Source organism: Streptomyces sp. NPDC020965, from assembly GCF_044333555.1.
Lineage (GTDB): Bacteria > Actinomycetota > Actinomycetes > Streptomycetales > Streptomycetaceae > Streptomyces.
On the sequence record NZ_JBIRRE010000002.1, the window covers coordinates 668009 to 693356 of the forward strand.

Genomic DNA, 25348 nt, shown 5'->3' on the forward strand with positions numbered 1-25348 from the left:
GCGCGGTGTCCTTCCCGGCTACGGGGCCAGGAAGTGGTGGTACTGGTGATGGGTCCGGAACCCCATGTCGTCGTAGAGCGCCCGCGCTCCCTCATTGTCCGCCTCGACCTGGAGCCACGCCGCCGACGCGCCCTCCTCCAGCGCGCGTCGGGCGAGGGCCGTCATCACCGCCGTGCCGAGACCCTGGCGCCGTTGGGCGGGATCGACCTCCACGGCCATGAACCCGGCCCACCGTCCGTCGATCACGCACCGGCCGATGGCGGCGGGCGGGCCGGTGTCCCCCGCCACCGAGGCGAACCAGACCGAGGGGCCGCTCGCCAGCACCTTCCGTATGTGCGCGCCGGGCGTCCCGGACCGCTGGTAGCGCCGCAGCCAGGCGTCGTCGACGGTGCGGGCCAGGGCGACCCGCGCCACCTCCGGGTCCCGGTCGGCGATGGGGGCGAGCCCGCCGATCCGTACGTCCGCGGAGACCTCGCGCAGCCAGCCGCGCGACTCCAGTGCGGCGGCGAGCGCTTCCTGGGTTCCCGTCGCGCCCGTCGCCACCTGGGCGTACGCGGGCAGGTGGCGCGCCGCGTACCAGGCGCGCACCCGGTCGAGCGCCGCGTCGAGCGGGAGTCCGGGGTCGCCCAGCGGGAGTACGGAGTTCGCGCGCCGGGTGAAGCCCGTCCGCTGCTCGGTGGCGGCCGTCTCCGGGCGGGCGGCGCGCAGCTCCCACTGGCCGAGCCGTTCGCTCTCCACGGGTTGCCAGGCGCGCGCGGTCACCCGGGCGAGTTCCTCGAAGTCCGCCGCGGGGCCGCGGCGGCGGGCCGGCGCAGGGGGTACGACCTTGCCCGCGACCAGGGTGGATTCCGCGATCCGGACGGTCTCTCCGGTCCTGCGTGTGATCACCAGCACACCATTGTCCCAGGATGTGAGAACCCCGACCGTGTCGGTGAACATCTCCCCGGGGGCCGGGGTATCGGCGAGACGCCGGATTGATACCCGTTTGCCCACGTCTTTGGGTGTCATACGCACTTCGAGCCGTCCGGCACCAGTGATTTCCACAGCTCTGCGAGCCCCTCCTGTTCGGATCGTCCCCGGGAACGGAGATACTAGATGCGGGCATCGACGACGCCGCGCTCCCGCGCAATGCCAGCCCTACCGAGGAGGAACGACAGCGTGACCTACGTCATCGCGCAGCCTTGTGTCGACGTCAAGGACAAGGCATGCATCGAGGAGTGCCCCGTCGACTGCATCTACGAGGGCGCTCGATCCTTGTACATCCACCCGGACGAATGCGTCGACTGTGGGGCCTGTGAGCCCGTCTGCCCCGTTGAGGCGATCTTCTACGAGGATGACACGCCGGAGGAGTGGAAGGACTACTACAAGGCGAATGTCGAGTTCTTCGACGAGCTGGGTTCACCCGGCGGCGCCTCCAAGCTCGGTCTGATCGAGCGGGACCACCCCTTCGTCGCCTCGCTGCCGCCGCAGAACGGCTGATCAGCTTTCCCGGCACGGCGCCCCCGGCGGTCGCCGAGCCACCTATCTCCCGGTCCCGTACGGTCGTCGTCCGTGCGGGGCCGAGGCGTTCGCGCCCCGTGGGGCGGCTGAGGCCCATGGGGCTCGCGGAGCGCCGTGGACCTCTGGCCGTAGCCCCCCCCGTAGAACCCCGACGAAGAAAGAGAAAGCCCGTGTCCGCAGTCTCCTCGCGCCTTCCCGTCTTCCCCTGGGACAAGCTGGAGCCGTACAAGGCGACGGCCGCGGCCCACGCCGACGGCATCGTCGACCTGTCCGTCGGCACCCCGGTGGACCCCGTACCCGAGCTGATCCAGCAGGCCCTGGTGGCCGCCGCGGACTCGCCGGGCTATCCGACGGTGTGGGGGACGGTCGCCCTGCGCAACGCGCTCACGGGCTGGGTGGAGCGGCGGCTCGGCGCGGTCGACGTCGCGCACACCAATGTGCTGCCGGTCGTCGGCTCCAAGGAACTGGTGGCGTGGCTGCCGACGCAGTTGGGCCTCGGCGCGGGCGACACGGTCGCCTACCCCCGGCTCGCCTATCCGACGTACGAGGTCGGGGCGCGGCTCTGCGGCGCGACCGCCGTCGCCTATGACGACCCCACCGAGCTGGACCCCACCGGGCTGAAGCTGCTCTGGCTCAACTCGCCCTCCAACCCCACCGGGCGGGTGCTCGCCAAGGACGAACTGATCCGTGCCGTCGCCTGGGCGCGCGAGCACGGCGTGCTGGTCTTCAGCGACGAGTGCTATCTGGAGCTGGGCTGGGAGGCCGAGCCGGTCTCGGTGCTCCACCCGGACGTCTGCGGTGGTACGTACGAGGGTGTCGTGGCCGTCCACTCGCTCTCCAAGCGCTCCAACCTGGCGGGCTACCGTGCCGCCTTCATCGCCGGTGACGACGCGGTGCTGGGTGAGCTGCTCCAGATCCGCAAGCACGGCGGGATGATGGCCCCGGCCCCGGTGCAGGCCGCCACCGTCGCCGCGCTCGGCGACGACACGCACGTCACCGAGCAGCGGGCGCGGTACGCGTCCCGGCGGACGGCGCTGCGGGCCGCGCTGGAGGGACACGGCTTCCGGATCGAGCACAGCGAGGCGAGCCTCTACCTGTGGGCGACCCGCGACGAACCGTGCTGGCAGACCGTGGCGCACCTGGCCGAGCTGGGCATTCTGGTGGCGCCCGGCGATTTCTACGGGACGGCCGGCGACCGGTTCGTCCGGGTGGCGTTGACGGCGACCGACGAGCGGGTCGAAGCGGCCGTGAAGCGCCTCGGCGGCTGATCCGGACGCCGTTCGGCGAGACATGCGTGTGGGGCCCGGGAGCGAACTCCCGGGCCCCACACGTCGTACGACCGCGATCCAGTCGGTCCTCGGACTGTGAGGTTCCGGACCTGTCCGGGCGATCCGGTCGGGTCCGAAGACCGCCTAGACAGGGCCTGGCCGACCGGATCTAGCCGAGCGGCAGTCCGCTGGTGGGCAGGCCGCCGATGAGCTGGTCGGTCGGCAGGCCGGTGCCGCCGCCCACGGTCTTGGTGGCATCGCCGGTGGTCTTGCCGAGGATTCCGGTCGCGCTGCCGGTGGCGTCACCGGCAGCCTTCTTGGCGACCGGGGCCGCGGTCTTGCCCGCCTTGCCGACGGTCTTGCCCGCGGTGGGGACGGCCTTCTTGACGGTGTCGGTGCCGGTGCTGCCGGCGAGCTGGGAGGTGGTCTCGGTGGCGCTGCCGACGGTGCCGGTGAGGCCCTCGGTGTCGACGGCGGCCAGACTGCCGAGCGGGGATGCCTGCTCAAGGTCGACGGCGCTCGCGGAGCCGGCCGCACCGACCACGGGAACTGCGCCCGCCGCGACGAGCAGCGCGACACGGGCGATCCGACGGGTCAGGGGGAGGGACATGACGCTCCTTGGGACAAGAGGGACGGTGATCTGCTGTCTGCCGTCCGGCACCGGGGTTCCGGTCCTGCGGGCGGTACCGGTCCGGCGATCGGACGCAGTGACAACCGCTCGGAGGGTGGGGGAAGTTGCGGTGACCCAAGGTAAAGAGTTGGTAATGCATCGCATTATCGGTTCTGGGGGAAGTCGGCCGGGCGCACCGTCACCGCGTGTGTGGGCGCGAGGCTGCTGAAGCGTTACTTCCCTGCTGTCGTACGGGTGTGAGCGCAAGGGGACGGATGCCTTCCGGTGGCTCCGTGCGGCAGTCGGGTGACCGGGTCGGAGATCCTCCGAAGGGGGAACGCCCGGATCACTGTGCGAGCCGCAGCCGTACGTCACCGGTCCGGCCGGCGCGCGCGGAATCCGCCGTACGCCAGCCGTCGTCCGACCGGTCGGCCCGCCAGACCCGGCCCGCGTACGAGACCTCCTCGATCCGCAGCCCGTCCGCGCGGGCCACGGCCCAGTGCGCCAGCTCCCAGCCCCGCGGTGAGGCGACGCCGCCCCGCGCGCCCGTCGACCGGCCGTCGGACGGACCGTCCGCACCGCCGCTCGCCACGGTCGCCGCCGGCACCGGTACGGAGACCTCGTCCCGCGCCCCCGGCGCGCCCGCAGTGCCGAGCGCCTTCGGCAGCACCCCGGGCCCGAAGGCCCGTACCAACTCGGACCGCACCTTCGCCGGATCGCCCGCCCCGGCCCGCCCGCCGGGGGCACAGGTCAGCGCGGAGTCCGCCCGCCCGGTGAGCGCGGCGGCGAGCAGCGTCGCATTCGGCTCGTGCTTCGCGTACGCCTGCGGGAAACCGCTGCGCTGGACACGCTGCGCGGCGACGGTCAGCGGCAGCCGTGAATAGCCCGGCACCTCGGCGAGCCGGTCGTAGAACTTCCCCGCCGAATAGACCGGGTCCAGGATCTGCGCGGGAGTGCCCCAGCCCTTCGACGGGCGCTGCTGGAAGAGTCCGAGCGAGTCCCGGTCACCGTGCTTGATGTTGCGCAGCGCCGACTCCTGGAGAGCGGTCGCGAGCGCGATCGTGACCGCGCGCTCCGGCATCCCGCGGGTGGTGCCGACGGCGGAGACGGTCGCCGCGTTCGCGGCCTGCTCGGTGCTGAACTCATAGGTCGGGCCGCCGTCGCCGGAGGCCGCGCCGACGACACAGCGGGCGGCGGCGCCGCTGGAGACGTACCGCACCGCGACATAGCCGACCAGCGCCAGGAGCACGGCGAACGCCGCCGCGACACGGAGGCGGCGGCCACGCCGGAGGGGGGAGGCGGTCTCGGACACCCGCCCACCGTACTAGGACCGCTCCGCTGGACCCCGCTGGGCTCGCGTGCCCCCGGCACGGCACGCCCTCGCTGCCCCCGGACCGGCTCGCTCCCAAGCACCGGACCCCGGCTCCGCGGGGCCGCTACAGGGCCCGCGCTATCGTCGTGACCATGCCCCCCACCGTGCTTGACCTCAGCTGTGACGGCCCGGCGCTCACCGCGGCCCTGGTCGACTTTCCGTCCGTCAGCGGCTCCGAGGAGCCCCTCGCGGACGCCATCGAGCAGGCGCTGCGCGCCCTGCCGCACCTCACGGTCGACCGCTACGGCAACAACGTCGTCGCCCGCACCCGCCTCGGGCGGGCCGAGCGCGTCGTCCTCGCCGGACACATCGACACCGTCCCGATCGCGGACAATGTCCCCTCCCGGCTGGACGCGAACGGTGTGCTGTGGGGCTGCGGCACCAGCGATATGAAGTCGGGCGTCGCCCTCCAACTGAGGATCGCGGCGACCGTGCCCGAGCCCAACCGCGACCTCACCTTCGTCTTCTACGACAACGAGGAGGTCGCGGGCCACCTCAACGGCCTCGGCCGGGTCGCCGCCGCCCACCCCGAATGGTTGGAGGGCGACTTCGCCGTCCTCCTCGAACCCTCGGACGGCGAGGTCGAGGGCGGCTGTCAGGGCACCCTCCGCGTCCATCTGCGGACGAAGGGGGAGCGGGCGCACTCCGCGCGCGCCTGGATGGGTTCCAACGCGATCCACGCCGTCGCGCCGATCCTGAACCGCCTCGCCGCGTACGAGCCGCGCCGGCCGGTGATCGACGGGCTGGAGTACCGCGAGGGGCTGAACGCCGTACGGATCGACGGTGGCGTCGCCAACAACGTCATCCCCGACGAGTGCGTCGTCGTCGTCAACTACCGCTACGCGCCGGACCGGAGCGAGGCCGAGGCGGTGGCCCACGTGAGGGAGGTCTTCGCGGAGTGCGGGGTCGCGGAGTTCGTGGTGGACGACCACAGCCCGGGCGCGCTGCCGGGGCTCTCGCACCCCGCCGCCGAAGCCTTCATGAAGGCGGTGGGCGGCAGCGCGCGGCCCAAGTTCGGCTGGACGGACGTCTCACGCTTCAGCGCGCTCGGCGTACCCGCGGTGAACTACGGACCCGGTGACGCGCTCTACGCCCACAAGCGGGACGAACACGTGGCGGTGGCGAAGATCACGCACTGCGAGCAGCGGCTGCGGGAGTGGCTGACATCCTGACTTTCCCCGTTCGTCGACTCCTCGTCGCCCGGGTCGACCTACCCTTGGTCCAGCAACGATGTTCGGCGGAGGGAGCAGGCCATGGGCAACCCCGAGGGTTCGCGGGCGGTGGAGGAGCAGCGGCAGGGGCCGGTACTGCGCCGTAGGGAACAGGTACAGCCCGGGACCACGGACCAGCGGCTGCTGGACACCGAGGGCGACTCCGAGTGGGTGCACACAGACCCCTGGCGGGTGATGCGCATCCAGTCGGAGTTCGTGGAGGGCTTCGGCGCGCTCGCCGAACTGCCCAGCGCGATCAGTGTCTTCGGTTCCGCCAGGACACCCGCGGGCACCCCGGAGTACGAGGCGGGCGTCCAGCTCGGCAAGGCCCTGGTCGACGCGGGTTTCGCGGTGATCACGGGCGGTGGCCCCGGCGCCATGGAGGCGGCGAACCGGGGGGCGCGGGAGGCGAAGGGCGTCTCGGTGGGGCTCGGGATCGAGCTGCCCTTCGAGCAGGGCCTCAACCCGCACGTCGACATCGGCGTGAACTTCCGCTACTTCTTCGTGCGCAAGACGATGTTCGTGAAGTACGCGTCCGGGTTCGTGGTGCTGCCCGGCGGGCTCGGCACCCTCGATGAGCTGTTCGAGGCGCTGACGCTGGTCCAGACGGGCAAGGTCACGCGGTTCCCGATCGTGCTCTTCGGCACGGAGTACTGGGGCGGGCTGGTGGACTGGCTCCGGAACACGGTGGTGGCCCAGGGGAAGGCGTCCGAGAAGGATCTGCTGCTCTTCCACGTCACGGATGACGTGGCGGAGGCGGTGGCGCTGGTGTCCAAGGAGACCGGCCACTAGGGCCGCTCCTTCGGACCGGGGGCGGGTCCTGAGAGCAGGACCGTGGGTCTTCGAGCAGGGCCGCGGGCCGCTGCACAAGGGCCGCGGGTCGTGCGGGCAGGACCGTGAGCCTTTCGAACAGGGCCGTGGGTCTTCGAGCAGGGCCGTGGGACGGGCTCCGGGTGTCCGGAGCACCCTTCCCGCGGCCCTGCCGCCGCTGGTCGTGCTGGGTCAGGCCAGGCCCCTGCGGGCCACCGCCGGCTCACGGTGGCCCGCGATGGTGGCGACCATGTCCAGCACCTGACGCGTCTCCGCCACCTCGTGCACCCGGTACACCCGCGCGCCCAGCCACGCCGACACCGCCGTCGTGGCCAGCGTGCCGATCACCCGCTCCTTCACCGGACGGTCCAGCGTCTCCCCGACGAAGTCCTTGTTGGAGAGCGAGACGAGCACCGGCCACCCGGTCTCCACCAGTTCGCCGAGCCGGCGGGTCGCCTCCAGCGAATGGCGGGTGTTCTTCCCGAAGTCATGACCGGGATCGATCATGATCCCGTCCCGCCGTACGCCCAGTGCCACGGCCCGCTCGGCCAGTCCGAGCGTCACCCGAAGGATGTCCGACACCACGTCGTCGTACGTCACCCGGTGCGGCCGGGTCCGTGGCTCCGACTCGCCCGCGTGCGTGCAGACCAGACCCGCCCCGTACCGCGCGGCGACCTCCGCCAGCTTCGGGTCCACCCCGCCCCACGCGTCGTTCAGCAGGTCCGCGCCCGCCTCGCAGACCGCCTCACCCACCTCATGCCGCCAGGTGTCGACACTGATCACCACATCGGGGAATCTGCGGCGCACCTCGGCCACGAAGCCGACCGTCCGCCGGGCCTCCTCGTCGGCCGTGACCTCCTCCCCGGGGCCGGCTTTCACACCACCGATGTCGATGATGGCGGCACCCTCCGACACCGCCTGCTCGACGCGGGTGAGGGCCGGTTCGTCGAGGAACGTCGCGCCCTGGTCGTAGAAGGAGTCGGGCGTACGGTTCACGATCGCCATGATCACCGGCTCCCGCGCGTCGAATTCACGCTGTCCCAGCCGCAGCATCAGCGGTTTTCCTCCTCAGGTCGTCCGGCTGCGACCCTAACTGTCACACCGTCGTGGCACGATCAGCCGGGAACGGATTCCGCCCGGGGGAGTGCCCCGGATTCGGGGAGAGGGTCGCTCGTGTTCTTGTTCTTGCTGATCGCGATGGTCGTGGTCGTCGGAGCGGTCACGCTCGCCGTGGTCGGCGGCGGCGACAGCGCCGCACTGCCCGAGGTCGCGCCCGAGCGGCTGGTCGATCCGCTGCCGGAGACCCGGCCGGTGGGCCGTGCCGATATCGAGGAACTGCGGCTGCCCGTGGTCGTGCGCGGCTACCGGATGGTGGACGTGGACGACGTACTGGTCCGCCTCGGAGCCGAGCTGGCCGAGCGGGACGCCCGGATCGCCGAACTGGAGTCCGCGCTGGCCGGTGCGCAGGCGACCGCCGTGGGGCGGCCGGACCTGTTCGCCAAGCCCGATGAGGAGTCCGCGCAGTGACGGGCGGGACGGTGGTCGGAGCCGACGGCAAGGCGCGCTGCCCCTGGGGCCTGTCCACGGACGACTACATCGCCTACCACGACGACGAGTGGGGCCGCCCGGTCCACGGCGACGACGCGCTGTTCGAGCGGCTCTGTCTGGAGGCGTTCCAGTCCGGGCTCTCCTGGATCACGATCCTGCGGCGGCGCGAGGGGTTCCGGAGCGCCTTCTCGGGCTTCGCGATCGGGTCGGTGGCGGAGTTCACGGACGCGGACCGGGAACGCCTCCTCGCCGACGAGGGCATCATCCGCAACCGCGCCAAGATCGACGCCACGATGGCCAACGCCCGGGTGCTCGCCGGCTGGCCGCCCGGAGGGCTGGAGACGCTGATCTGGTCGTTCGCGCCGGACGCGGCGGGGCGAGCGGCACCTCGGACCGTCGCCGACGTGCCGGCGGTCACGGACGAGTCCACCGCCCTCGCGAAAGAGCTGAAGAAGAAGGGGCTGCGCTTCATCGGGCCGACGACGGCGTACGCGCTGATGCAGGCATGCGGTCTGGTCGACGACCATCTGGCCGACTGTTTCGCGCGCGGCGCGGGGGCCGACGGGGCCGACGGCGCGAAAGAGGCCCATGGGGTGTGAAGCGGCCGGGGTGCTACGGCGGAGACCAGTGCTGCTGCTGGGGTGAGTGGGGCCGGGCAGGCGGGGCCAGGAGTCCGGGGCCAGGAGTTCGGGGGCTGACGCGCGTTCGGCCCGGAGCCTCAGCGGCCCGGCTGTGACCTCCCGGGGGCGGGGGGACCAGGAGGGCCCTTCCCGCCCCAGTGATCCACTCACGGGCCCGTCAGCCCGCCCCGCGGCCCCCGCCCGGGTGCCGGGCGGGGGGGACGGACACGCGGTGCCGGCCCGGGGGCGCCCGGTCGCTGCGCGGCCGGGGCGCGGGGGCCTCACCGTCCGGGCCCGTCAGTGGCCCAGATAGGTGGGCTTCTCCTTCGCGATGAACGCCCGGACCGCGATCGTGTGGTCCTCGGAGGCTCCTGCCCGCGCCTGGAGTTCCCCCTCCTTGGCCAGGGTCTCGTCGAGCGAGTGGGCCGCGCCGTGGGCCAGGGATTCCTTGATCGCCGCGAAGGCGAGCGTCGGTCCTTCGGCCAGGGCGCGGGCCACCGCGGCGGCCTCGGCGGCCAGCTCGGCGGCGGGTACGAGCCGGTTGGCGATGCCCAGCTCATACGCCTCCTGTGCGGAGAACGAGCGCGGGAAGAGCAGCAGATCGGCGGCGCGGCCGTGGCCGATCAGCCGGGGCAGTGTCCAGGAGACCCCGGAGTCGGCGGTCAGCGCCACGCCCGCGAAGGCGGTCGTGAAGGTGGCGGTGTCCGCGACCAGCCGGTAGTCAGCGGCCAGGGCGAAGCCGAGGCCCGCGCCCGCCGCCACCCCGTTCACCCCCGCGACCACCGGCTTCGGCATCGCGGCCAGCGTCCGGACGATCGGGCTGTAGTGCTCGCGCACCGTGTCCATGGTGGCCCGGGTGCCGGCCTCCTTGTCCGCGGCGAGCAGGGTGGTGTGCTCCTTGAGGTCCTGGCCGACGCAGAAGGCCCGCCCGGTCGCGGTGAGCAGAACCGCCCGTACGGCGGGGTCGGCCGCCGCCGCCGTGACCGAGTCCCGCAGGGCGGTCTTCGCCTCGACATTCATCGCGTTCATGGCCTCGGGCCGGTTGATCGTGATCGTCGCGAGTCCGTCGCTCACCTCGTACAGCACGGAGTCGGCCATGTCAGGTCCCCTTAGCTCGCTCGGCGGTGATTTCCAGGGTCAGCATGGCGGAGTTCCCCGGGCGCGGGCATGTGACCTGCGTCAAACATGTTCGGGCGAACTTTGGGCCGCCAGGGGCGCGAGAACGGCGAAGTATCGCAGGCAGATCGCCGAATTGGGTGGTTTTGCGAGAGCGCGTTGCCTAAGCGATGCCGACTGATGTTGGTCATCGGGTCCCGGGATGCGGGATAATGACCTGGAAGCAATGTGTTCGATGCCGGGACGCGTGCCTACCCATGGGCCGTCGGCTGACGATGAGCTGGTTTCAGGAAGGGGAACGAGCATGGCGGCCATGAAGCCGCGGACGGGCGATGGCCCGCTCGAGGTGACCAAGGAGGGGCGGGGCATCGTCATGCGCGTACCGCTCGAAGGCGGCGGTCGGCTCGTCGTCGAGCTGACGCCGGATGAAGCAGAGGCCCTTGGCGACGCCCTCAAGAAGGTCGTCGGCTGACGCGGAGCCCCCACAGTTCCACTGCCCCGGTACCCACGCGGTGCCGGGGCAGTCTGTTGTCCGGGCCCAGGGCGGGTGGACATCGGGCGGGTGGACATCGGGCGGGTGGTGGACGGCCCGGGTGGTGGACGGCCCCGGGTGGTGGCGGGTCACGGACGCCGGGGTCGACGCCCTCGATGAGTTCCCCGGCCCGCTGGGGAGCTCGCGGGGAGCCGCTGAGGGGCGTCAGCCCCGGCGCACCGCGCAGAGCAGGCCGTCGCCCACCGGCAGCAGCGACGGGAGCAGCTCCTGGCTCTCCCGTACCGCGCGCAGCAGTTCCCGCAGTCGCAGCACCTCGGCGGGTTGCGCCGCCGAGTCGACCGTACGGCCGCGGGCGAATATTCCTTCGAAACAGACCAGACCACCTGGTCGCAGCAGGCGCAACGATTCAGCCAGACACTCCAGCGACTCCATCCGGTCGCCGTCGCAGAAGACCAGGTCGTAGCCGCCGTCCGCGAGGCGTGGCAGGACGTCGAGGGCGCGGCCGGGAATGAACCGTGCCCGGTTCCCCGCGAAGCCCGCCGCGCGGAACGCCTGTTTGGCGAACTGCTGTCGGTCCGGCTCCGGGTCGACCGTGGTCAGCACCCCGTCCGGCCGCATCCCCTGGAGGAGATAGATGCCGGAGACGCCCGTGCCCGTACCGATCTCCGCGACCGCTTTCGCGTCCGCGGTCGCTGCCAGCAGTCGCAGCGCGGCGCCGGTGCCTGGCGACACCGAGGACAGTCCCGACTCCCGGGCCCGGTCACGGGCCCAGCGCAGGGCGTCGTCCTCGGCGACAAAGGCGTCGGCGAACGCCCAGCTTGTCTGCCGGTTTGCGGTAATGGGCCTCTCCTGTCCCCGTAGTTGAACGCGACGTTGACTGTATCCGCTGCGCCCGGGAACCCGCAGATGGGACCAGGCGTTGAGTAGGGCAGGGAGAGCGTGTGGAACAGGGTCGGAAGCAGCACTCAAATTCGCGTAAAGATTCTTATCCGGAGCTAACGGGCGAGGTGGCTATGGTAGGGGCTCCGCTGGACACCACCAGAGCCGATAGGGGAGGTGCGGCTGCACCTGCGGATCGAAGGGGAGTGCTCAAGCGCTTTCTCAGGTCACCGGGTGAGCCGAAATCCGTGACCAACACCGCTGACCGTTCCCGTGCCCATGGCCCCAAGGGCATGGGAGGAGCTTCCACCGCCGACTCCGCACCCACCGCGACCTTCGCTTCGGAGGCGGAATCCCAGGCGTGGACACCTCCCAGTTGGGAGGAGATCGTCAGCACCCACAGCGGCCGGGTCTACCGTCTCGCCTACCGTCTCACGGGCAACCAGCACGACGCCGAGGATCTGACCCAGGAAGTCTTCGTCCGGGTCTTCCGTTCGCTCTCGACGTATACGCCCGGCACTTTCGAGGGCTGGCTGCACCGCATCACCACCAATCTCTTCCTGGACATGGTCCGCCGGAAGCAGCGCATCCGGTTCGACGCGCTCGGTGACGACGCGGCCGAGCGGCTGCCCAGTCGTGAGCCGTCCCCGCAGCAGGTGTTCAACGACACCCACTTCGACGCCGATGTGCAGCAGGCCCTGGACACCCTCGCGCCCGAGTTCCGCGCCGCCGTGGTGCTCTGTGACATCGAGGGCCTGTCCTACGAGGAGATCGCCGCGACCCTGGGCGTCAAGCTGGGTACGGTCCGCAGCCGTATCCACCGTGGCCGGTCGCATCTGCGCAAGGCCCTGAAGCACCGTTCTCCCGAGGCCCGCGCCGAGCAGCGCACCCTGGCGGGAGCGGTCGGACTGGCGGGGGAGGGCGGAGCGGCGTGAGTGGTTCGAGTCCCACCCCCGCGGAGCAGCATCTGGGGGACCGGCTCGCCGCGCTTGTCGACGGTGAGCTGAAACACGACGCCCGGGATCGGGTGCTGGCCCATCTGGCGACCTGTCCCCGGTGCAAGGCCGAAGCCGACGCCCAGCGCAGGCTCAAGGACGTCTTCGCCCAGACCGCTCCGCCCCCTCCCTCCGAAGGGCTGCTCGCGCGGCTCCAGGGGCTGCCGGCAGGGCCCGGTGGCGGCGGTGACGACATCGGTGGCGGCCCCTTTGGCGGCGGGCGCGATATCGACTCGATCTTCGGAGGGATGACCCCGTCCGCGGGAAGACCCGGCGCCCGGCGCCCGGGGTCGTTCGGATACGTCCCCGGGCGGCACTCCGCGCCCGTTCTGCCGACCAGTTCCGGGGGCTTCCGCATCCATGACGTGGGGCGTTCGGACGCCGAGCGCTCGCCCTGGCGGGGCCGGAGGTTCGCCTTCGCCGCGGCCAGCGCCGTCTCGTTCGCTGCCATCGCCCTCGGCGGCGCGCTGCCGCTGGAGGCGTCCTCGTCGTCGACCCGTGGCACCACTGCGGGGAACACCGTCACCCCGCTGCGGACGGCCACCGGGGGTACCTCCGGCGCCGCTGCCGCCGCTGCCACCGTGCGCGGTTCGGACTACGAGCGGCGGCGCGGCGGTGCCCAGAGCTCGACCCGGTCCGACGAGCGGTCGATCGGCCGGTCCGTGCCGGGGCTGCTGGCCCCGGCCAGCCCGCTCAATCAGCCGCTCACCGCCCCGTCCACGGTCAATTCGGTCTTTGCTCCGCCCCCGCTGATACGCCCGACGGGTTCGGCCTTCCAACTGGCGACCGCCCCGGGGCCCACCCCGCCGGCAACGCCCGTGCCCACGCACCTCGTTGCTCCGACGCACCATGCGCCACCGTTGACGTCCACCCGCTGACCGGCCCCCGACCGGCCCCCTGCGCGGAGATTCGCAAACCTGGTTGAATCCTGGGAGGGGTGCCCCGTGGGGGGTGCCGCGGCGGACGGCATTGACGGGGAGAGCATGGACGACGGGAAGCCCACCGGCCCTCAGGCGATGTGGTGGAGTCGGCCCCGGGCGGGAAGCACGGCGCACCCGCAGCCGGAGGACCGGCCACCGGCCTCCGAGCCGGCGCCCGACCCTCAGCCCGCGCCCGGCGCGGGGCCCGATGCCGGGCCCGTTCCGGACCATGGGCCGCCGACCGTGGCCGCACCCCAGCCGAACCACCCACCGGCGCCCGGGTTCCCGCCGGGAGATGCGTCCGAGCCCGCGCGACCGCCCGGCACGAGTGCCGGCGCCGGGACCGGTGCGGGTGTTGATTTCGATGCGCGGCGGGATGCCGGTGCCGAGGCCGACGCTGGCCCGCTGTTCGAGCGGTCACGCATCGAGCCCCTGCACGAGCCCGACGCCCACCGCACCCCGCCGTACGGCGAACCCGGCCCGTGGGCGCCCGCCCCGCCCGTGCAGCGGCCCGCCCCGCTCGTGCAGGGGCCCCAGCCGGGCATGGCCGGACCGCCGCCGCACCACCCGCCCGGCCCTCCTGACACTCCCGGCACCTCCGATGCGCCGGCATTCGCCGATACGACCGGTTTCCGCGACACGCAGGACTTCCGCGACACGCAGGACTTCCGGGAGGCTCCGGACTCCGCGGCGGCCGGCTCCGTGCCCGCCGCCGACCAGGACGGATTCCCCCTGGCGCCACCGCAGCCGGCCCAGCCGCATGAGGCCCAGCCGCATCAGGGCCCTCCGCCGGGACCCAATCCGCCCGCCGCCCCGCCGCCGTTGCAGTGGCTGTCGTACGACCCCTGGGCGGCCCCCGGATCGGCACCGCTGACCCGGCCCGCCGAGCCCGCCCGGCCCGTCCGGAGAAAGGGCAGGCGCGGTGCGCTGCTCGTCGGCGCGGCCCTGCTGGCCCTGGTCGCGGGTGGGATCGGCGGCGGTATCGGCGCCTATGTCGAGCGCAACGGCGGCATCACTCGGATCGAGTTGGACCAGGCACCCCGGGAGAGCGGCGACCGCGCGCCCGAGAGCGTCGCCGGTATCGCCGCCAGCGCCCTGCCCAGCGTGGTCACCCTCCATGTCAGCGGCGGGGCCGAGCAGGGCACCGGCACCGGCTTCGTCCTCGACCGGCGGGGGCACATCCTCACCAACAACCATGTCGTCGACCCGGCCGGCGCATCCGGCGACATCTCGGTCACCTTCAGCGGCGGCCAGACCGCCCGGGCGACCCTCGTCGGCAAGGACAGCGGCTACGACCTCGCCGTCGTCAGGGTCACCGGGGTCACCGGCCTCACCCCGCTCCCGCTCGGCAACTCCGACAACGTCCGGGTCGGCGATCCGGTCGTCGCCATCGGTGCTCCCTTCGACCTCCAGAACACCGTGACCTCGGGGATCATCAGCGCCAAGGAACGCCCGATCACGGCGGGCGGCGAGAAGGGCGACGGCAGCGACGTCAGCTATGTGGACGCCCTCCAGACCGACGCGCCGATAAACCCCGGCAACTCCGGCGGGCCCCTGGTGGACACCAAGGCCCGGGTCATCGGCATCAACAGCGCGATCCGCGCGGCGGACACCGGGGCCGGCACCGAGGCGGGTCAGAGCGGTTCCATCGGCCTCGGTTTCGCCATCCCCATCAATCAGGGCAAGCGGGTCGCCGAAGAGCTGATCAACTCCGGCAAGGCCACCCATGCGGTGATCGGCGTCAGCCTGGACATGAAGTACACCGGTGACGGGGCCCGCGTCGGGGAGAAGGGTCGGGACGGCACCCCGTCGGTCACGCCCGACGGCCCCAGCGCCAAGGCGGGCATCCGGCCGGGCGACACCATCACCGAGGTCGACGGCCAGCGGGTGCACAGCGGCGAGGAGCTGATCGTGAAGATCCGCGCCCACCGCCCCGGTGACCGGCTGGAGCTGACCGTGGTCCGCGCCGGCAAGGAGCGGACCCTGACCCTCACCCTCGGCTCGGCCGACGGCACCTGAGCGCCGGCCGCGATCGTGGACCCGTCTGCGGAGGTCCACGGTCGCGGACCCGATGTTCACGCCCCCGATGCGCGGGCCCCGTCCGTCGGGGGCGTGAACATCGGGTGGCCGTTGGGCCACCGGCCCCAGATCACGGCCCACCGGGACGTGACTGGGGCGAGTTGCGGCGGGTACCGTGGATCGCGTTCGGAATCCGTCCGGGCAGCGGGCCAGAGAACACGAGGAGCACAAGGTGTTCAATGACATAGGCGCACTGGAGGTCATCACCATCGTGGTGCTCGCCGTGCTCGTCTTCGGCCCCGACAAGCTGCCGAAGGTCATCCAGGACGTCAGTCGCTTCATCCGCAAGATCCGTGAGTTCTCGGACAACGCCAAGGACGACATCCGCAGCGAGCTGGGCCCGGACTTCAAGGACTTCGACTTCGAGGACCTGAACCCCAAGACGTTCATCCGCAAACAGCTCAACGAGAACGACGAGCTGCGGGAGCTGAAGGAACTCGGCGCGTCCTTCGACCTCCGCAAGGAGATGAACGACGTCGCGGACACCGTCAACGGCTCGGAGCCGGTCGAGCCCGTCGCCGCGACGGTCAACGGCTCCTCCGGCACCCCCGACCTCCTCAAGAAGCGCGACAAGGTCGACAAGGACGAGCGTCCGCCGTTCGACGCGGACGCCACCTGACCGTCCGGGCCGCCCGCCCCCGGGCCGATGCGTCCCGCTGACCCGGGCCGCCGCCGCCCCCTCCGTGGCGCTATCACGGCGGGGCCGCCCGCCCGGACCACCCCGCCCGCCCGGACCACCCACCCCGGGGCGCCTCGCCTTCACCCGCCCAGCCAGATGCGCCGCCCCCGCCCGTACGCCGCACGCCCCTGTGTGCTGGTCCGCGCGTACGCCCGAGCCGGGCGCACACGCCACCCGACGGCGGTCAATCCCTGCGAGCCGGGCCGGGATGGCTATTCTCTCCATCTGTCAGGACGCGAGGACGCCCGAGGGGGGCGGGTCCGCTCCGGACCTCGGACACAGAGGAGGCGGCCGGGTAGATGGAGACGACCAGCCGAGCAGAACCGCAGGGCACGGTCAGTGAATCCCCCGTTCCCGGCGCACCGGACCAACCCGTGGCGGCGCGGCCGGGCACCGGCCGGGTCGCCGTCGACGCGTACACCCGCGCCTCCTTCCCCTGGTACGGGCTGGACGAGGCGTTCACCGGCCCGCGCTGGCTGATGCGGGTCGGCTCGGCGGCGGACGGTGTCGTACAGCACGGTTCGATGGGCCACGGCGAGGAGCCGTCGATACGGTCGGACGCCGGGGCCGCCGACGCGGAGCGGTTCGCGGTGGTCGTCACCGTCGCGGCCAGCCCCGTACGGCGCAGCGGTGACGGTACGGGAGTCCTGGACGCCACCACGGTCGCGTCGGCGGCCTGGCTGGCCGGCTCGGGGCTGCTGGCCCACACCTGGCCCCCGCAGTTGGACCACTCGCTGCGCGACGACTGGCTGGACCAGCAGACGGAGACCGCGTTCGAGCTGGCGGACGATCTGAGCGGACCGGAGTGGTCGACGCTCTCGCTGCCCGTGGACGGGGAGGCCGCGACCTTCCACTACCGCGAGTCGGAGTACGGCTGGGTGCTGGCCGGATCGACGCCGAGCGGCGTGCACATCGGTGCGTACGGACGCGGGATGAGCGCGTACGGCCTCGGCTTCTCCGTGGTGCGGGACCTCGAACCGTACGTCTGAGCCCGCCGCTCGACGGCCCGCCCCGGCGCCTCCGTCCGGAGCGCGCCGGGCGGGCTCGATGATCAAGCCCGCCCGGCGGTCGGTACGGTGCCGGGCGGAGCGCCCTCAGCCGGGGCGGACAGGGCCTAGAACTTGTTCCTCGGGGTGATCCCCAGGCTCAGCCCCGCGAGACCCCGCTGGCGCCCGCCCAGCTTGCCGGCGATCGAGCGCAGCGCGGACCCGGCCGGGGACTCGGGGTCGGTGAGGACCACGGGCCTGCCCTCGTCGCCGCCCTCCCGGAGCCGTACGTCGATGGGGATGGTGCCCAGCACCGGTACGTTCGCGCCGGTCGTCCGGGTCAGCCCGTCGGCGACCCGCTGGCCGCCGCCGCTGCCGAAGACATCGACCATCTCGTCGCAGTGCGGGCACGGCAGGCCCGACATGTTCTCCACCACGCCGACGATCTTCTGATGCGTCTGTACGGCGATGGAGCCGGCCCGCTCGGCGACCTCGGCCGCCGCCTGCTGCGGGGTGGTGACGACCAGGATCTCCGCGTTCGGCACGAGCTGGGCAACCGAGATGGCGATATCGCCGGTGCCCGGCGGCAGGTCGAGGAGGAGAACGTCCAGATCGCCCCAGTACACATCCGCGAGGAACTGCTGGAGCGCGCGGTGCAGCATCGGCCCGCGCCACACCACCGGGGCATTGCCCGGCGTGAACATGCCGATCGAGATGACCTTCACGCCGTGCGCCGACGGCGGCATGATCATGTTCTCGACCTGGGTGGGGCGGCCGTGCGCGCCCAGCATCCGGGGCACCGAGTGGCCGTAGATGTCCGCGTCCACGACGCCGACCTTCAGCCCGTCGGCCGCCATCGCCGCCGCCAGGTTGACCGTGACGGACGATTTGCCGACGCCACCCTTGCCGGAGGCGACCGCGTACACCCTGGTCAGCGAACCGGGCTGGGCGAAGGGGACTTCTCGTTCGGCGGTGCCGCCGCGCAGTGACGAAGCCAGCTCGCGGCGCTGCTCGTCGCTCATCACATCGAGCGTGACATCGACGCGAGTGACACCGTCGACGCGCGCGAGCGCGTCCGTCACGTTCTTCGTGATGGTCTCGCGCATCGGGCAGCCGGAGACGGTGAGGAACACCGTGACGGCCACCGCGCCGTCCTCCCCGATCTGCACCGATTTGACCATGCCGAGTTCGGTGATCGGTCGGTTGATCTCGGGGTCGTTCACCGTCGCCAGTGCTTCGAGCAACGCGTCTTCCGTAGCCATAGCACGATGGTACGGCGCCGACTCCACCGTCCGGGCAGCCGGTCAGCCGTCTGTTCCGTCACGCTCCGGACCGGAGTCGTACGGGAACGGGACGCGGCGCTCCTCCATGTCTCTGAGCAGGTCTTCGAGTTCCGAGCGGATCCAGTCCCGGGTGGCGACCTCGCCGAGACCCATCCGCAGGGCGGCGATCTCCCGGGTCAGGTACTCGGTGTCCGCGATCGACCGCTCGTTCTGCTTGCGGTCCTGTTCATGGGTGACCCGGTCGCGGTCGTCCTGGCGGTTCTGGGCCAGCAGGATCAGGGGCGCGGCGTACGACGCCTGAAGGGAGAGCATCAGCGTCAGGAAGATGAAGGGGTAGGTGTCGAAGCGGAGGCCCTCCGGGGCGGAGACGTTCCAGACGACCCACAGGATGATGATGAGGGTCATCCAGACGATGAACCGGCCGGTGCCCAGGAAGCGGGCGGTCCGCTCGGAGAGCCGGCCGAACGCCTCGGGGTCGTACTCGGGGAGCAGGGTGCGCCGGGGCGCGCGCGGCAGGTCCAGCCGCGCCCGGGACGCGGCGGTCGCGCCGGACGGCGTCCGCTCCCGCTGCTCGGCGGGTCCCTGATTGCTGCCGCCACCGCCGCTACCCATGGACCGCCTCCCGCCCGCCGCCGCCGTACGGTGCCGTCCGCGCGGCCCGCTCCCGCCCGCCGCCGCTACCCATGGGCGGACTCCTCGAACTCCGTCTCGCGCCAGTCGTCCGGCAGTAGGTGGTCGAGCACGTCGTCCACGGTCACCGCGCCGAGCAGGGCGCCGCCCTCGTCCACCACCGGGGCCGCGACCATGTTGTACGTGGCGAGATAGCTGGTCACGGCGGGCAGCGGGGTGTTCGGTGCCAGCGGCGGCAGATCGGTGTCCACCACCGAGCCGACCAGGGTGAACGGTGGATCCCGCAGCAGCCGCTGGAAGTGCACCGTGCCCAGGTACTTGCCCGTCGGCGTCTCGTCCGGCGGCCGGCACACATACACCTGCGCGGCGAGCGCCGGGGGAAGGTCCTGCTGGCGTACGCGCGCCAGGGCGTCGGCGACCGTGGCGTCCGGCCGCAGCACGATCGGATCGGTGGTCATCAGCCCGCCCGCGGTGCGTTCCTCGTACGACAGCAGCCGGCGCACATCTGCGGCGTCGTCCGGGCGCATCAGGGTCAGCAGCCGCTCCTTGTCCTCCTCGGGCAGTTCGGAGAGGAGGTCGGCGGCGTCGTCCGGGTCCATCGCCTCCAGCACGTCTGCGGCGCGTTCCTCCTGGAGCTTGCCGAGGATCTCCACCTGGTCGTCCTCGGGCAGCTCCTCCAGCACGTCGGCGAGCCGGTCGTCGTCGAGCGCGGCGGCGACCTCGGCGCGACGCTTGGGCGAGAGGTGGTGCAGCGCGTTGGCGAGGTCGGCCGGGCGCAGCCGTTCGAAGGTGGCGACCAGGCTCTCCGCGCTCTGGCTGTCCTCCTCCAGGGAGAAGCCGGTCACCGCCGACCAGTCCACGGTCAGCGTCTCCCCCCGGCGGCGCAGTGCCCCGCCGCGCCCCCGGCGGACGAAGACCTTGTCGATCTCCCAGTCGCGCCGGGCCGGCAGCCGGCGGATCGACACATCGAGAACGGTGGCCTCCTCGTCGCCGTCGACCAGCCGCACCTGTCGGTCGAGCAGTTCGCCCAGGACCAGCCGCTCGGTGGGGCGCTGTTCGAACCTGCGGACGTTGAGCACGCTGGACGTGATGACCTGGCCGGACTCGACACCGGTGACCCGGGTCATCGGGAGGAAGATCCGGCGGCGGCTGAGCACCTCGACGACCAGACCGAGCAGCCGGGGCGGGCGGCGGCCGACGCGGAGCATGGCGACGAGGTCGCGGACGCGGCCGACCTGGTCACCGTTGGGGTCGAAGACCGGCACGCCGGAGAGATGGGAGACGAAGACGCGAGTGACGCTCGCGACCATGGTCCGCACCTCCTCGACGGCGGTCTCCGCGACCACTGCCTGATTTGCTCGGATATGAGAGCTTCAGGCTAGCTTGTACCCTGCGGCGCCGCCGCTGGCCGACGCCCGTCCGGTGCGGGTACGGGTGCCGGTGATGTGTCTGTCCAGTGCGGCTCCGGTGTCGCTCCAGTGTCGCTTCGGTGCGGCTCCGGTGTTGCTCTTGGGCTGTCCGGGCCGGTGCGTGCCGTCGCCACGGCCCTCGGTCGGACCCCCGACCGAGGTTCCTCGTCGCTGTCCGGACCGGTGCCCCGGTCCTTCCCCCCGACTCCCTGCGGAGCCGCCCGCCGACCACGGGTACGCTGCGGTCTGCCACCCCTGAAAAGCAGATGAGAGGCAGTGCGCCGGTGACTCCCCTCCCCCCGGTTTCCCGGGCCCGCAGGGCCGTTCTCTCCCTGGCGATGTGCGCGGGGCTGGCCCTGTCCACCACGGCCTGCGGCGCCGAGAAGAAAGAGGACCCGGACAAGGGGACCAACGGCGTGGGGAAGCTCTCCGCCACCGAGATCGAGGGCAAGGCGCGGGCGGCCGCCGCCGCGGCAGCCTCGGTGCGGCTCTCGGGGACCCTGGTCAGCAAGGGCGGCACCTACAAGCTGAACATGCGCCTCAAGGACGACGGCGGCACCGGCTCCGTCACCTCGAAGCACAACACCTTCGCGCTGCTGCGGATCGACGACGCGCTCTACCTCAAGGCGGACGCGAAGTTCTGGACCCAGAAGGACGCCGGGGGCGAGGGCGGCGCGTCCGGGCCCAGCGAGACGGACGCGGAGGCCGCGCTCAAGCTCGGCAACAAGTATGTGAAGGTGCCGCAGGGCGATCCGGCGTACAAGCAGTTCCGTGGTTTCACGGAGATGGATGTGCTGCTGAACGGGCTGCTGGGCATGGAGGGGGAGCTGAGCAAGGGGGACCGTACGCAGGTCGGAGGCGTACGGGTGATCAAGGTCCGGGCGGCGGACGGCGCCGGCGGTGTCCTCGACGTCTCCCTGGAGGGGGAGCCGTACCCGCTCCAGTTCGCCCGGGGCGGCGGTGCCGGCGTGCTGACGCTGGGGGAGTGGGGCCTGGACTTCGCCCTGACGCCACCGGCGGAGGAGGAGACGGTGGACTACGGCGGGCAGCTCCCGAAGACGAGCGGGGGCTGACGACGAGCGGGGACTGACCGCGAGCGGTGGCGCCGCTCGCGGGGCCCGGTCCTCACCGGCTCGCCATTTCCTGGCCCCCGGTCCTCCCCGGCCCCGCCGCTTCCCGCTCTTCCCGGACCCGGCTCTCGCGTCAGCCGCGCTTCTTCTTGCGGCCCAGCAGCAGCCTCGGCAGCGCGGCCGGCACCGGACGGCGCGTGATCGCGGCCGTCGGCAGCGGGGGCGTGGCGAGCGAACCGGCCGGCAGATCGGTCGTGGACGAGGTGGGCTCCAGGCGCAGCACCCGACATTCGGCGGCCCAGCGCTCCAGCACCCGCTCCGAGTCCACCGCGTTGAGCCGTTTGGCCTTCAGTTCGGCCGTCACCGCGTCCCAGGGCTCCGAGCCCGGCTCCAACTCGCTCACCGACGCCGTCCAGGCGATCAGCCGGCCGCCCTTGTCCTTGCTGCGGACGGTGACCTCCGCCGTACCGCCGTGGACCAATCCGGGCAGCGGCTGTTCGCCCGCGCCGTCACCGACGACATGTGCGGCGCCCTCGTGCCACAGGTGCCAGAGCGCGCGTTCGCCCTCCTCGCCCCGGACCCAGATGAGGCCGGACTTCTTGGTGGCCTCCTCGACCAGGGCCCGACCGAGCAGCGGGGAGTCCTGGGCGGGGCTGAGGGAGGGTTCTGTCATGCCCGCCAGCTTAAAGGCTGTCCCGTACTCCCTGGCGGGCGCACGACGGGACAGCCCTGACCTATAGCCAGCCGTTCCGCTTCAGGGTGCGGTGGATGGAGAAGCAGATCACCGCGATGGCGGTCAGCACCATCGGGTAGCCGTACTCCCAGCGGAGCTCGGGCATGTGGTCGAAGTTCATGCCGTACACCCCGCACACCGCCGTCGGTACGGCGATGATCGCGGCCCAGGAAGTGATCTTGCGCATGTCCTCGTTCTGGGCCACGGTCGCCTGCGCGAGGTTGGCCTGGAGGATGGAGTTCAGCAGTTCGTCGAAGCCGATGACCTCCTCCTGCACCCGGGCGAGATGGTCGGCGACATCGCGGAAGTACTTCTGGATGTCCGGTTCGATCAACCGCATCGGCCGTTCGCTCAGCAACTGCATCGGCCGGAGCAGTGGCGAGACGGCCCGCTTGAATTCCAACACCTCGCGCTTGAGCTGGTAGATCCGCCCGGCGTCGCTGCCGCGCTGCCGGCCCTTGGCGGGTGCGGAGAAGACATCGATCTCGACCTCGTCGATATCGTCCTGCACGGCCGCGGCGACCGCGATGTAGCCGTCCACCACATGGTCGGCGATGGCGTGCAGAACGGCCGACGGCCCCTTCGACAGCAGCTCCGTGTCCTTCTGGAGGCCGTGCCGCAGCGCCCGCAGGGAGCCCTTGCCGCCGTGCCGGACGGTGATGACGAAGTCCCGTCCGGTGAAGCACATGACCTCACCGGTCTCGACGACCTCGCTGGTCGCGGTGAGTTCGTCGTGATCGACGTAGTGGATCGTCTTGAAGACGGTGAAGAGCGTGTCGTCGTACCGTTCCAGCTTGGGCCGCTGGTGTGCGTGGACGGCGTCCTCGACGGCGAGGGGGTGGAGTCCGAACTCGGCCGCGATGCCGGCGAACTCCTCCTCGGTCGGCTCATGCAGCCCGATCCAGGCGAAGCCGCCGCCCTCACGGACCCTCAGCATGGCCTCGCGGGGGCTCTGGCAGCCCTCGCTCGCCAGCCGGTGCCCGTCGCGGTAGACGGCGCAGTCGACGACGGCGGTGGAGGTGGAGGGATCGCGGGTGGCGTCGTACGAGTGGTAGGGGGCGCTGGACTTGCGGTGCGACGGGCGGACCGCGGCGCGCAGGTCACGGATCATCGACATGGCTGGCTCCTTCACGGAGGGGCCGTCGGCGAAGGGTGTGGCACAGCCCGGAATGGGGACGTCGGATTACGTCCGCAAAGCGGGCGGCACCGCGAGATCGCGGTGACGGCGTTCGCTACAGACAGGCAAAAACGAAGTGCTCTTCCGTCGTGCGAAATGCCGTTGAACGGGATGCCGTTCGGTACGGGGCGTTGCTACGGGGTGCCATGGCGCGCGAAGCGTGTGGGCCCCGTGGCCCCGGGTGGGAATCCCTCAGATCAACGGGAAGTGACGCTGTTCGGAAGAGCGGTTGGTACTGCACGGTCGACTTCGATCCACCGCAGACCCCACCTCCTCCGGCCGGTCCCCCGTAAGGGACAGCGTGTCGCCGGGACTGGAGAGCGCGCTGTCGCGCCTCGTCTCCATGTGCTCTGGGCAAGCAATCCCGGCCAGCGGCCAAGGCTATCAGCCGACTGAGGGCCAATCCGTTGTCTTGCCCTTTTCCCCTGCGCTTTATGCTCGCCAGATGCCAGAAGTTCTCGCTCTCGTCGAAGCCAGGTTGCGTACGGCACTCGGCGAACCGGACGCCCGCGCTGCGGTGACCTTCCTCGGTACGGAGCGCATCCAGGTCCTGCGGTTCCGCGACTCCCAGGACTCCCGCGACGCTCACGACCTTTACGGCGACGCCCGCGCCGGCGAAGGCACCGCCGACATCGGCGACGGCGCCGCCGACCCGAAGGGCCCCGGCCGGGGGAGCGCCGGGCCCGGTGGGGGCATCGTGCGCTACGCCACGCTCGGCATGTCCGCCCAGCCCATGGCCGACCCCACGGCCACCCTCGCCGATCCGGTGAAGGGCCCCCGGGCCGAGCTGATCCTTTCCGTCCGGGCCGGACTCGCCGACACCGACCAGGTGCTGCGCCGGCTCGCCGTGCTGGCCGCCGCGCCCCAGGTGGAGGGTGTCGTGGTGGCTCCGGGGTCGTCGCTCGACGTCGGTGAGCCGCTCTGGCCCGGTGCGCCCTTCTCCTCCGTGCTGGTCGCCGAACCGGGCGGGCTGGTGCCCGATCTGGAGCTGGACCCGCCCCTGGAGGCGGTGCGTTTCCTGCCGCTGCTTCCCATGACGCCGAACGAGGCCGCCTGGAAGCGTGTGCACGGTGCACGGGAACTGCGGGAGCGCTGGCTCGCTCGGGGGACGGACCTGCGAGATCCCCTCCGTACCTCCGTGTCGCTGGGCTGAGTCCATGATCATTGGAGCGTGAGTGCACACGCCGGACGGGTGATCGTCCTTGACGCGGCGTCGGCCGGGTAGGACCGTGGGGCGCTATGAGGGGCGAACCCAGTTGCCCGAAGTGCGGTGGTCGGGTCAGGGCGCCCGGTCTCTTCGCCGATTCCTGGCAGTGCGATGTGGACGGCACGGTCCATCCGCTCCAGCCGGTGATCCCGCCGAGCGTGGAGGCCCTCGGCGTCGTCGTGCACCGGGCGCGGGTGCCGGTGTGGATGCCCTGGCCGCTGCCCGTCGGCTGGCTCTTCACCGGCGTCGCGTACGCGGGGGACGACCGCAGCGGCGGCCGGGCCACCGCCGTGGCCTGCTCCGGACCGGGACCGCTCGGCGGCATCGGTGAACTGCTGCTGGTGGCGGAGGAGTTGGGAGTCGGGCTCGGTGCGCGGTATGCGGGGATCGACGGCCCGGACCCCGGACCGCATATCGAGGTCGACAGACCGCCCCACGCCAAGGTCCTCGCGGCGGGCCGCCCCACCCCGCTCTGGCATGTGAGCTCGGCGCCCCCCGACCGCGCGGTCTTCGCGGGAGAGGCCCGGGGGCTGTGGCTGTGGGCGATCGTCTGGCCCGAGCAGTCGGGACTGTTGATGTACGACGAGCTGGTGCTCACCGATCTGCGCGACGCGGGCGCCGAGCTCGACCTGGTGCCGTGCGGCGCCCTCTCGCCGAGACTGCTGTCCTAAGGGCTGTCCCGTAATCCCTGACGAGGGCGTACGGGACGGGCCCACCAGGGCCGCCGCGGGGGAGCCGAGGGCGGACGGGTGC

26 protein-coding genes are annotated in these 25348 nt (G+C 71.9%); 15 read left to right on the forward strand and 11 right to left on the reverse strand.

Features of this window, described 5'->3' with window-relative positions; translation table 11 throughout:
- Positions 1 to 18 precede the first annotated feature (18 nt).
- Positions 19 to 1044, reverse strand: coding sequence for a GNAT family N-acetyltransferase (locus ACH4S7_RS09870; protein ID WP_398520584.1), 1026 nt, complete (start codon positions 1042 to 1044; stop codon positions 19 to 21).
- Positions 1045 to 1158: 114 nt separating this feature from the next.
- Here ACH4S7_RS09870 and fdxA point away from each other — a divergent pair, with 114 nt between their 5' ends.
- Positions 1159 to 1479, forward strand: coding sequence for a ferredoxin (gene fdxA, locus ACH4S7_RS09875; protein WP_398520585.1), 321 nt, complete (start codon positions 1159 to 1161; stop codon positions 1477 to 1479).
- A 191-nt stretch (positions 1480 to 1670) separates the two neighbouring features.
- On the forward strand, positions 1671 to 2768 hold the full coding sequence (gene dapC / locus ACH4S7_RS09880) for a succinyldiaminopimelate transaminase (protein WP_398520586.1): 1098 nt from the start codon (positions 1671 to 1673) through the stop codon (positions 2766 to 2768).
- Positions 2769 to 2937: 169 nt separating this feature from the next.
- Here dapC and ACH4S7_RS09885 read toward each other — a convergent pair whose 3' ends face one another.
- On the reverse strand, positions 2938 to 3378 hold the full coding sequence (locus ACH4S7_RS09885; RefSeq protein ID WP_398520587.1) for an ATP-binding protein: 441 nt from the start codon (positions 3376 to 3378) through the stop codon (positions 2938 to 2940).
- A 346-nt stretch (positions 3379 to 3724) separates the two neighbouring features.
- A complete protein-coding gene (locus ACH4S7_RS09890; protein ID WP_398520588.1) occupies positions 3725 to 4690 on the reverse strand; it encodes a hypothetical protein in 966 nt (321 codons plus the stop codon).
- Positions 4691 to 4842: 152 nt separating this feature from the next.
- Here ACH4S7_RS09890 and dapE point away from each other — a divergent pair, with 152 nt between their 5' ends.
- Both dapE and ACH4S7_RS09900 read left to right on the forward strand, forming a co-directional pair.
- Positions 4843 to 5922, forward strand: a complete 1080-nt coding sequence (gene dapE / locus ACH4S7_RS09895; RefSeq protein ID WP_398520589.1) for a succinyl-diaminopimelate desuccinylase — start codon at positions 4843 to 4845, stop codon at positions 5920 to 5922.
- An 81-nt stretch (positions 5923 to 6003) separates the two neighbouring features.
- The gene (locus tag ACH4S7_RS09900; protein ID WP_398520590.1) at positions 6004 to 6753 is read left to right on the forward strand and encodes a TIGR00730 family Rossman fold protein; all 750 of its coding nucleotides are present in this window, start codon (positions 6004 to 6006) and stop codon (positions 6751 to 6753) included.
- 210 nt (positions 6754 to 6963) lie between these two features.
- Here the strand turns inward: ACH4S7_RS09900 and folP are convergent, their stop codons facing one another.
- Positions 6964 to 7824, reverse strand: a complete 861-nt coding sequence (gene folP, locus ACH4S7_RS09905) for a dihydropteroate synthase (RefSeq protein ID WP_398520591.1) — start codon at positions 7822 to 7824, stop codon at positions 6964 to 6966.
- Positions 7825 to 7944: 120 nt separating this feature from the next.
- Here folP and ACH4S7_RS09910 point away from each other — a divergent pair, with 120 nt between their 5' ends.
- Together ACH4S7_RS09910 and ACH4S7_RS09915 are read left to right on the forward strand one after the other, a co-directional pair.
- A complete protein-coding gene (locus ACH4S7_RS09910; protein WP_398520592.1) occupies positions 7945 to 8298 on the forward strand; it encodes a hypothetical protein in 354 nt (117 codons plus the stop codon).
- On the forward strand, positions 8295 to 8918 hold the full coding sequence (locus ACH4S7_RS09915; protein WP_398520593.1) for a DNA-3-methyladenine glycosylase I: 624 nt from the start codon (positions 8295 to 8297) through the stop codon (positions 8916 to 8918). The genes ACH4S7_RS09910 and ACH4S7_RS09915 overlap by 4 nt, the downstream gene beginning before the upstream one ends.
- Positions 8919 to 9236: 318 nt before the next feature.
- Here the strand turns inward: ACH4S7_RS09915 and ACH4S7_RS09920 are convergent, their stop codons facing one another.
- On the reverse strand, positions 9237 to 10037 hold the full coding sequence (locus ACH4S7_RS09920; protein WP_398520594.1) for an enoyl-CoA hydratase/isomerase family protein: 801 nt from the start codon (positions 10035 to 10037) through the stop codon (positions 9237 to 9239).
- 322 nt (positions 10038 to 10359) lie between these two features.
- On the opposite strand from ACH4S7_RS09920, the gene ACH4S7_RS09925 reads away from it, so the two are divergent.
- Positions 10360 to 10527 (forward strand): DUF3117 domain-containing protein, encoded by a 168-nt coding sequence (locus ACH4S7_RS09925; RefSeq protein WP_009997451.1) that lies wholly within the window; start codon positions 10360 to 10362, stop codon positions 10525 to 10527.
- Positions 10528 to 10752: 225 nt separating this feature from the next.
- Here ACH4S7_RS09925 and ACH4S7_RS09930 read toward each other — a convergent pair whose 3' ends face one another.
- Complete coding sequence (locus tag ACH4S7_RS09930) at positions 10753 to 11454, reverse strand: O-methyltransferase (protein ID WP_398520729.1); 702 nt, start codon at positions 11452 to 11454, stop codon at positions 10753 to 10755.
- Between the two features lie 107 nt (positions 11455 to 11561).
- On the opposite strand from ACH4S7_RS09930, the gene sigE reads away from it, so the two are divergent.
- From sigE to ACH4S7_RS09955, 5 genes are all read left to right on the forward strand, one after another.
- Positions 11562 to 12362 (forward strand): RNA polymerase sigma factor SigE, encoded by an 801-nt coding sequence (gene sigE, locus ACH4S7_RS09935; RefSeq protein ID WP_398520595.1) that lies wholly within the window; start codon positions 11562 to 11564, stop codon positions 12360 to 12362.
- Positions 12359 to 13300, forward strand: a complete 942-nt coding sequence (locus tag ACH4S7_RS09940) for an anti-sigma factor family protein (RefSeq protein ID WP_398520596.1) — start codon at positions 12359 to 12361, stop codon at positions 13298 to 13300. The genes sigE and ACH4S7_RS09940 overlap by 4 nt, the downstream gene beginning before the upstream one ends.
- 105 nt (positions 13301 to 13405) lie before the next feature.
- Positions 13406 to 15361 carry a trypsin-like peptidase domain-containing protein gene (locus ACH4S7_RS09945; protein WP_398520597.1) on the forward strand — a complete coding sequence of 652 codons (1956 nt, stop codon included), beginning with the start codon at positions 13406 to 13408 and terminating at the stop codon, positions 15359 to 15361.
- A gap of 232 nt (positions 15362 to 15593) precedes the next feature.
- On the forward strand, positions 15594 to 16040 hold the full coding sequence (locus ACH4S7_RS09950) for a sec-independent translocase (RefSeq protein ID WP_398520598.1): 447 nt from the start codon (positions 15594 to 15596) through the stop codon (positions 16038 to 16040).
- A 359-nt stretch (positions 16041 to 16399) separates the two neighbouring features.
- The gene (locus ACH4S7_RS09955) at positions 16400 to 17089 is read left to right on the forward strand and encodes a hypothetical protein (protein WP_398520599.1); all 690 of its coding nucleotides are present in this window, start codon (positions 16400 to 16402) and stop codon (positions 17087 to 17089) included.
- A gap of 125 nt (positions 17090 to 17214) precedes the next feature.
- Here the strand turns inward: ACH4S7_RS09955 and ACH4S7_RS09960 are convergent, their stop codons facing one another.
- The 3 genes from ACH4S7_RS09960 to ACH4S7_RS09970 all read right to left on the reverse strand — a co-directional run bounded on the left by ACH4S7_RS09960 (position 17215) and on the right by ACH4S7_RS09970 (position 20309).
- Positions 17215 to 18348 (reverse strand): Mrp/NBP35 family ATP-binding protein, encoded by a 1134-nt coding sequence (locus ACH4S7_RS09960; RefSeq protein ID WP_398520600.1) that lies wholly within the window; start codon positions 18346 to 18348, stop codon positions 17215 to 17217.
- A 42-nt stretch (positions 18349 to 18390) separates the two neighbouring features.
- Entirely contained in the window at positions 18391 to 18981 is a 591-nt protein-coding gene (locus tag ACH4S7_RS09965; protein WP_398520601.1) for a DUF1003 domain-containing protein, read from the reverse strand.
- 65 nt (positions 18982 to 19046) lie between these two features.
- Positions 19047 to 20309, reverse strand: a complete 1263-nt coding sequence (locus ACH4S7_RS09970; RefSeq protein WP_398520730.1) for a magnesium transporter MgtE N-terminal domain-containing protein — start codon at positions 20307 to 20309, stop codon at positions 19047 to 19049.
- Positions 20310 to 20692: 383 nt separating this feature from the next.
- Between ACH4S7_RS09970 and ACH4S7_RS09975 the strand changes: the two genes are divergently transcribed.
- Entirely contained in the window at positions 20693 to 21481 is a 789-nt protein-coding gene (locus tag ACH4S7_RS09975; protein ID WP_398520602.1) for a hypothetical protein, read from the forward strand.
- A gap of 130 nt (positions 21482 to 21611) precedes the next feature.
- Here the strand turns inward: ACH4S7_RS09975 and ACH4S7_RS09980 are convergent, their stop codons facing one another.
- Positions 21612 to 22151, reverse strand: a complete 540-nt coding sequence (locus ACH4S7_RS09980) for a hypothetical protein (protein WP_398520603.1) — start codon at positions 22149 to 22151, stop codon at positions 21612 to 21614.
- Positions 22152 to 22212: 61 nt separating this feature from the next.
- Complete coding sequence (locus tag ACH4S7_RS09985) at positions 22213 to 23328, reverse strand: magnesium and cobalt transport protein CorA (RefSeq protein WP_398520604.1); 1116 nt, start codon at positions 23326 to 23328, stop codon at positions 22213 to 22215.
- 505 nt (positions 23329 to 23833) lie between these two features.
- Here ACH4S7_RS09985 and ACH4S7_RS09990 point away from each other — a divergent pair.
- Positions 23834 to 24541 (forward strand): suppressor of fused domain protein, encoded by a 708-nt coding sequence (locus ACH4S7_RS09990; RefSeq protein ID WP_398520605.1) that lies wholly within the window; start codon positions 23834 to 23836, stop codon positions 24539 to 24541.
- A gap of 86 nt (positions 24542 to 24627) precedes the next feature.
- Positions 24628 to 25266: a DUF6758 family protein gene (locus ACH4S7_RS09995; protein WP_398520606.1), complete on the forward strand. Its 639-nt coding sequence runs from the start codon at positions 24628 to 24630 to the stop codon at positions 25264 to 25266.
- Positions 25267 to 25348 lie beyond the last annotated feature (82 nt).

What these genes read in the sequence shown, in the direction of transcription:
- ACH4S7_RS09885 (WP_398520587.1), bottom strand. Translation starts at nt 3,378, where the DNA reads ATGTCCCTCCCCCTGACCCGTCGGATCGCCCGTGTCGCGCTGCTCGTC.
- dapE (WP_398520589.1), top strand. Translation starts at nt 4,843, where the DNA reads ATGCCCCCCACCGTGCTTGACCTCAGCTGTGACGGCCCGGCGCTCACC.
- ACH4S7_RS09900 (WP_398520590.1), top strand. Translation starts at nt 6,004, where the DNA reads ATGGGCAACCCCGAGGGTTCGCGGGCGGTGGAGGAGCAGCGGCAGGGG.
- folP (WP_398520591.1), bottom strand. Translation starts at nt 7,824, where the DNA reads ATGCTGCGGCTGGGACAGCGTGAATTCGACGCGCGGGAGCCGGTGATC.
- ACH4S7_RS09920 (WP_398520594.1), bottom strand. Translation starts at nt 10,037, where the DNA reads ATGGCCGACTCCGTGCTGTACGAGGTGAGCGACGGACTCGCGACGATC.
- ACH4S7_RS09925 (WP_009997451.1), top strand. Translation starts at nt 10,360, where the DNA reads ATGGCGGCCATGAAGCCGCGGACGGGCGATGGCCCGCTCGAGGTGACC.
- sigE (WP_398520595.1), top strand. Translation starts at nt 11,562, where the DNA reads ATGGTAGGGGCTCCGCTGGACACCACCAGAGCCGATAGGGGAGGTGCG.
- ACH4S7_RS09945 (WP_398520597.1), top strand. Translation starts at nt 13,406, where the DNA reads ATGGACGACGGGAAGCCCACCGGCCCTCAGGCGATGTGGTGGAGTCGG.
- ACH4S7_RS09955 (WP_398520599.1), top strand. Translation starts at nt 16,400, where the DNA reads ATGGAGACGACCAGCCGAGCAGAACCGCAGGGCACGGTCAGTGAATCC.
- ACH4S7_RS09960 (WP_398520600.1), bottom strand. Translation starts at nt 18,348, where the DNA reads ATGGCTACGGAAGACGCGTTGCTCGAAGCACTGGCGACGGTGAACGAC.
- ACH4S7_RS09965 (WP_398520601.1), bottom strand. Translation starts at nt 18,981, where the DNA reads ATGGGTAGCGGCGGTGGCGGCAGCAATCAGGGACCCGCCGAGCAGCGG.
- ACH4S7_RS09970 (WP_398520730.1), bottom strand. Translation starts at nt 20,309, where the DNA reads ATGGTCGCGAGCGTCACTCGCGTCTTCGTCTCCCATCTCTCCGGCGTG.
- ACH4S7_RS09980 (WP_398520603.1), bottom strand. Translation starts at nt 22,151, where the DNA reads ATGACAGAACCCTCCCTCAGCCCCGCCCAGGACTCCCCGCTGCTCGGT.
- ACH4S7_RS09985 (WP_398520604.1), bottom strand. Translation starts at nt 23,328, where the DNA reads ATGTCGATGATCCGTGACCTGCGCGCCGCGGTCCGCCCGTCGCACCGC.
- ACH4S7_RS09990 (WP_398520605.1), top strand. Translation starts at nt 23,834, where the DNA reads ATGCCAGAAGTTCTCGCTCTCGTCGAAGCCAGGTTGCGTACGGCACTC.
- ACH4S7_RS09995 (WP_398520606.1), top strand. Translation starts at nt 24,628, where the DNA reads ATGAGGGGCGAACCCAGTTGCCCGAAGTGCGGTGGTCGGGTCAGGGCG.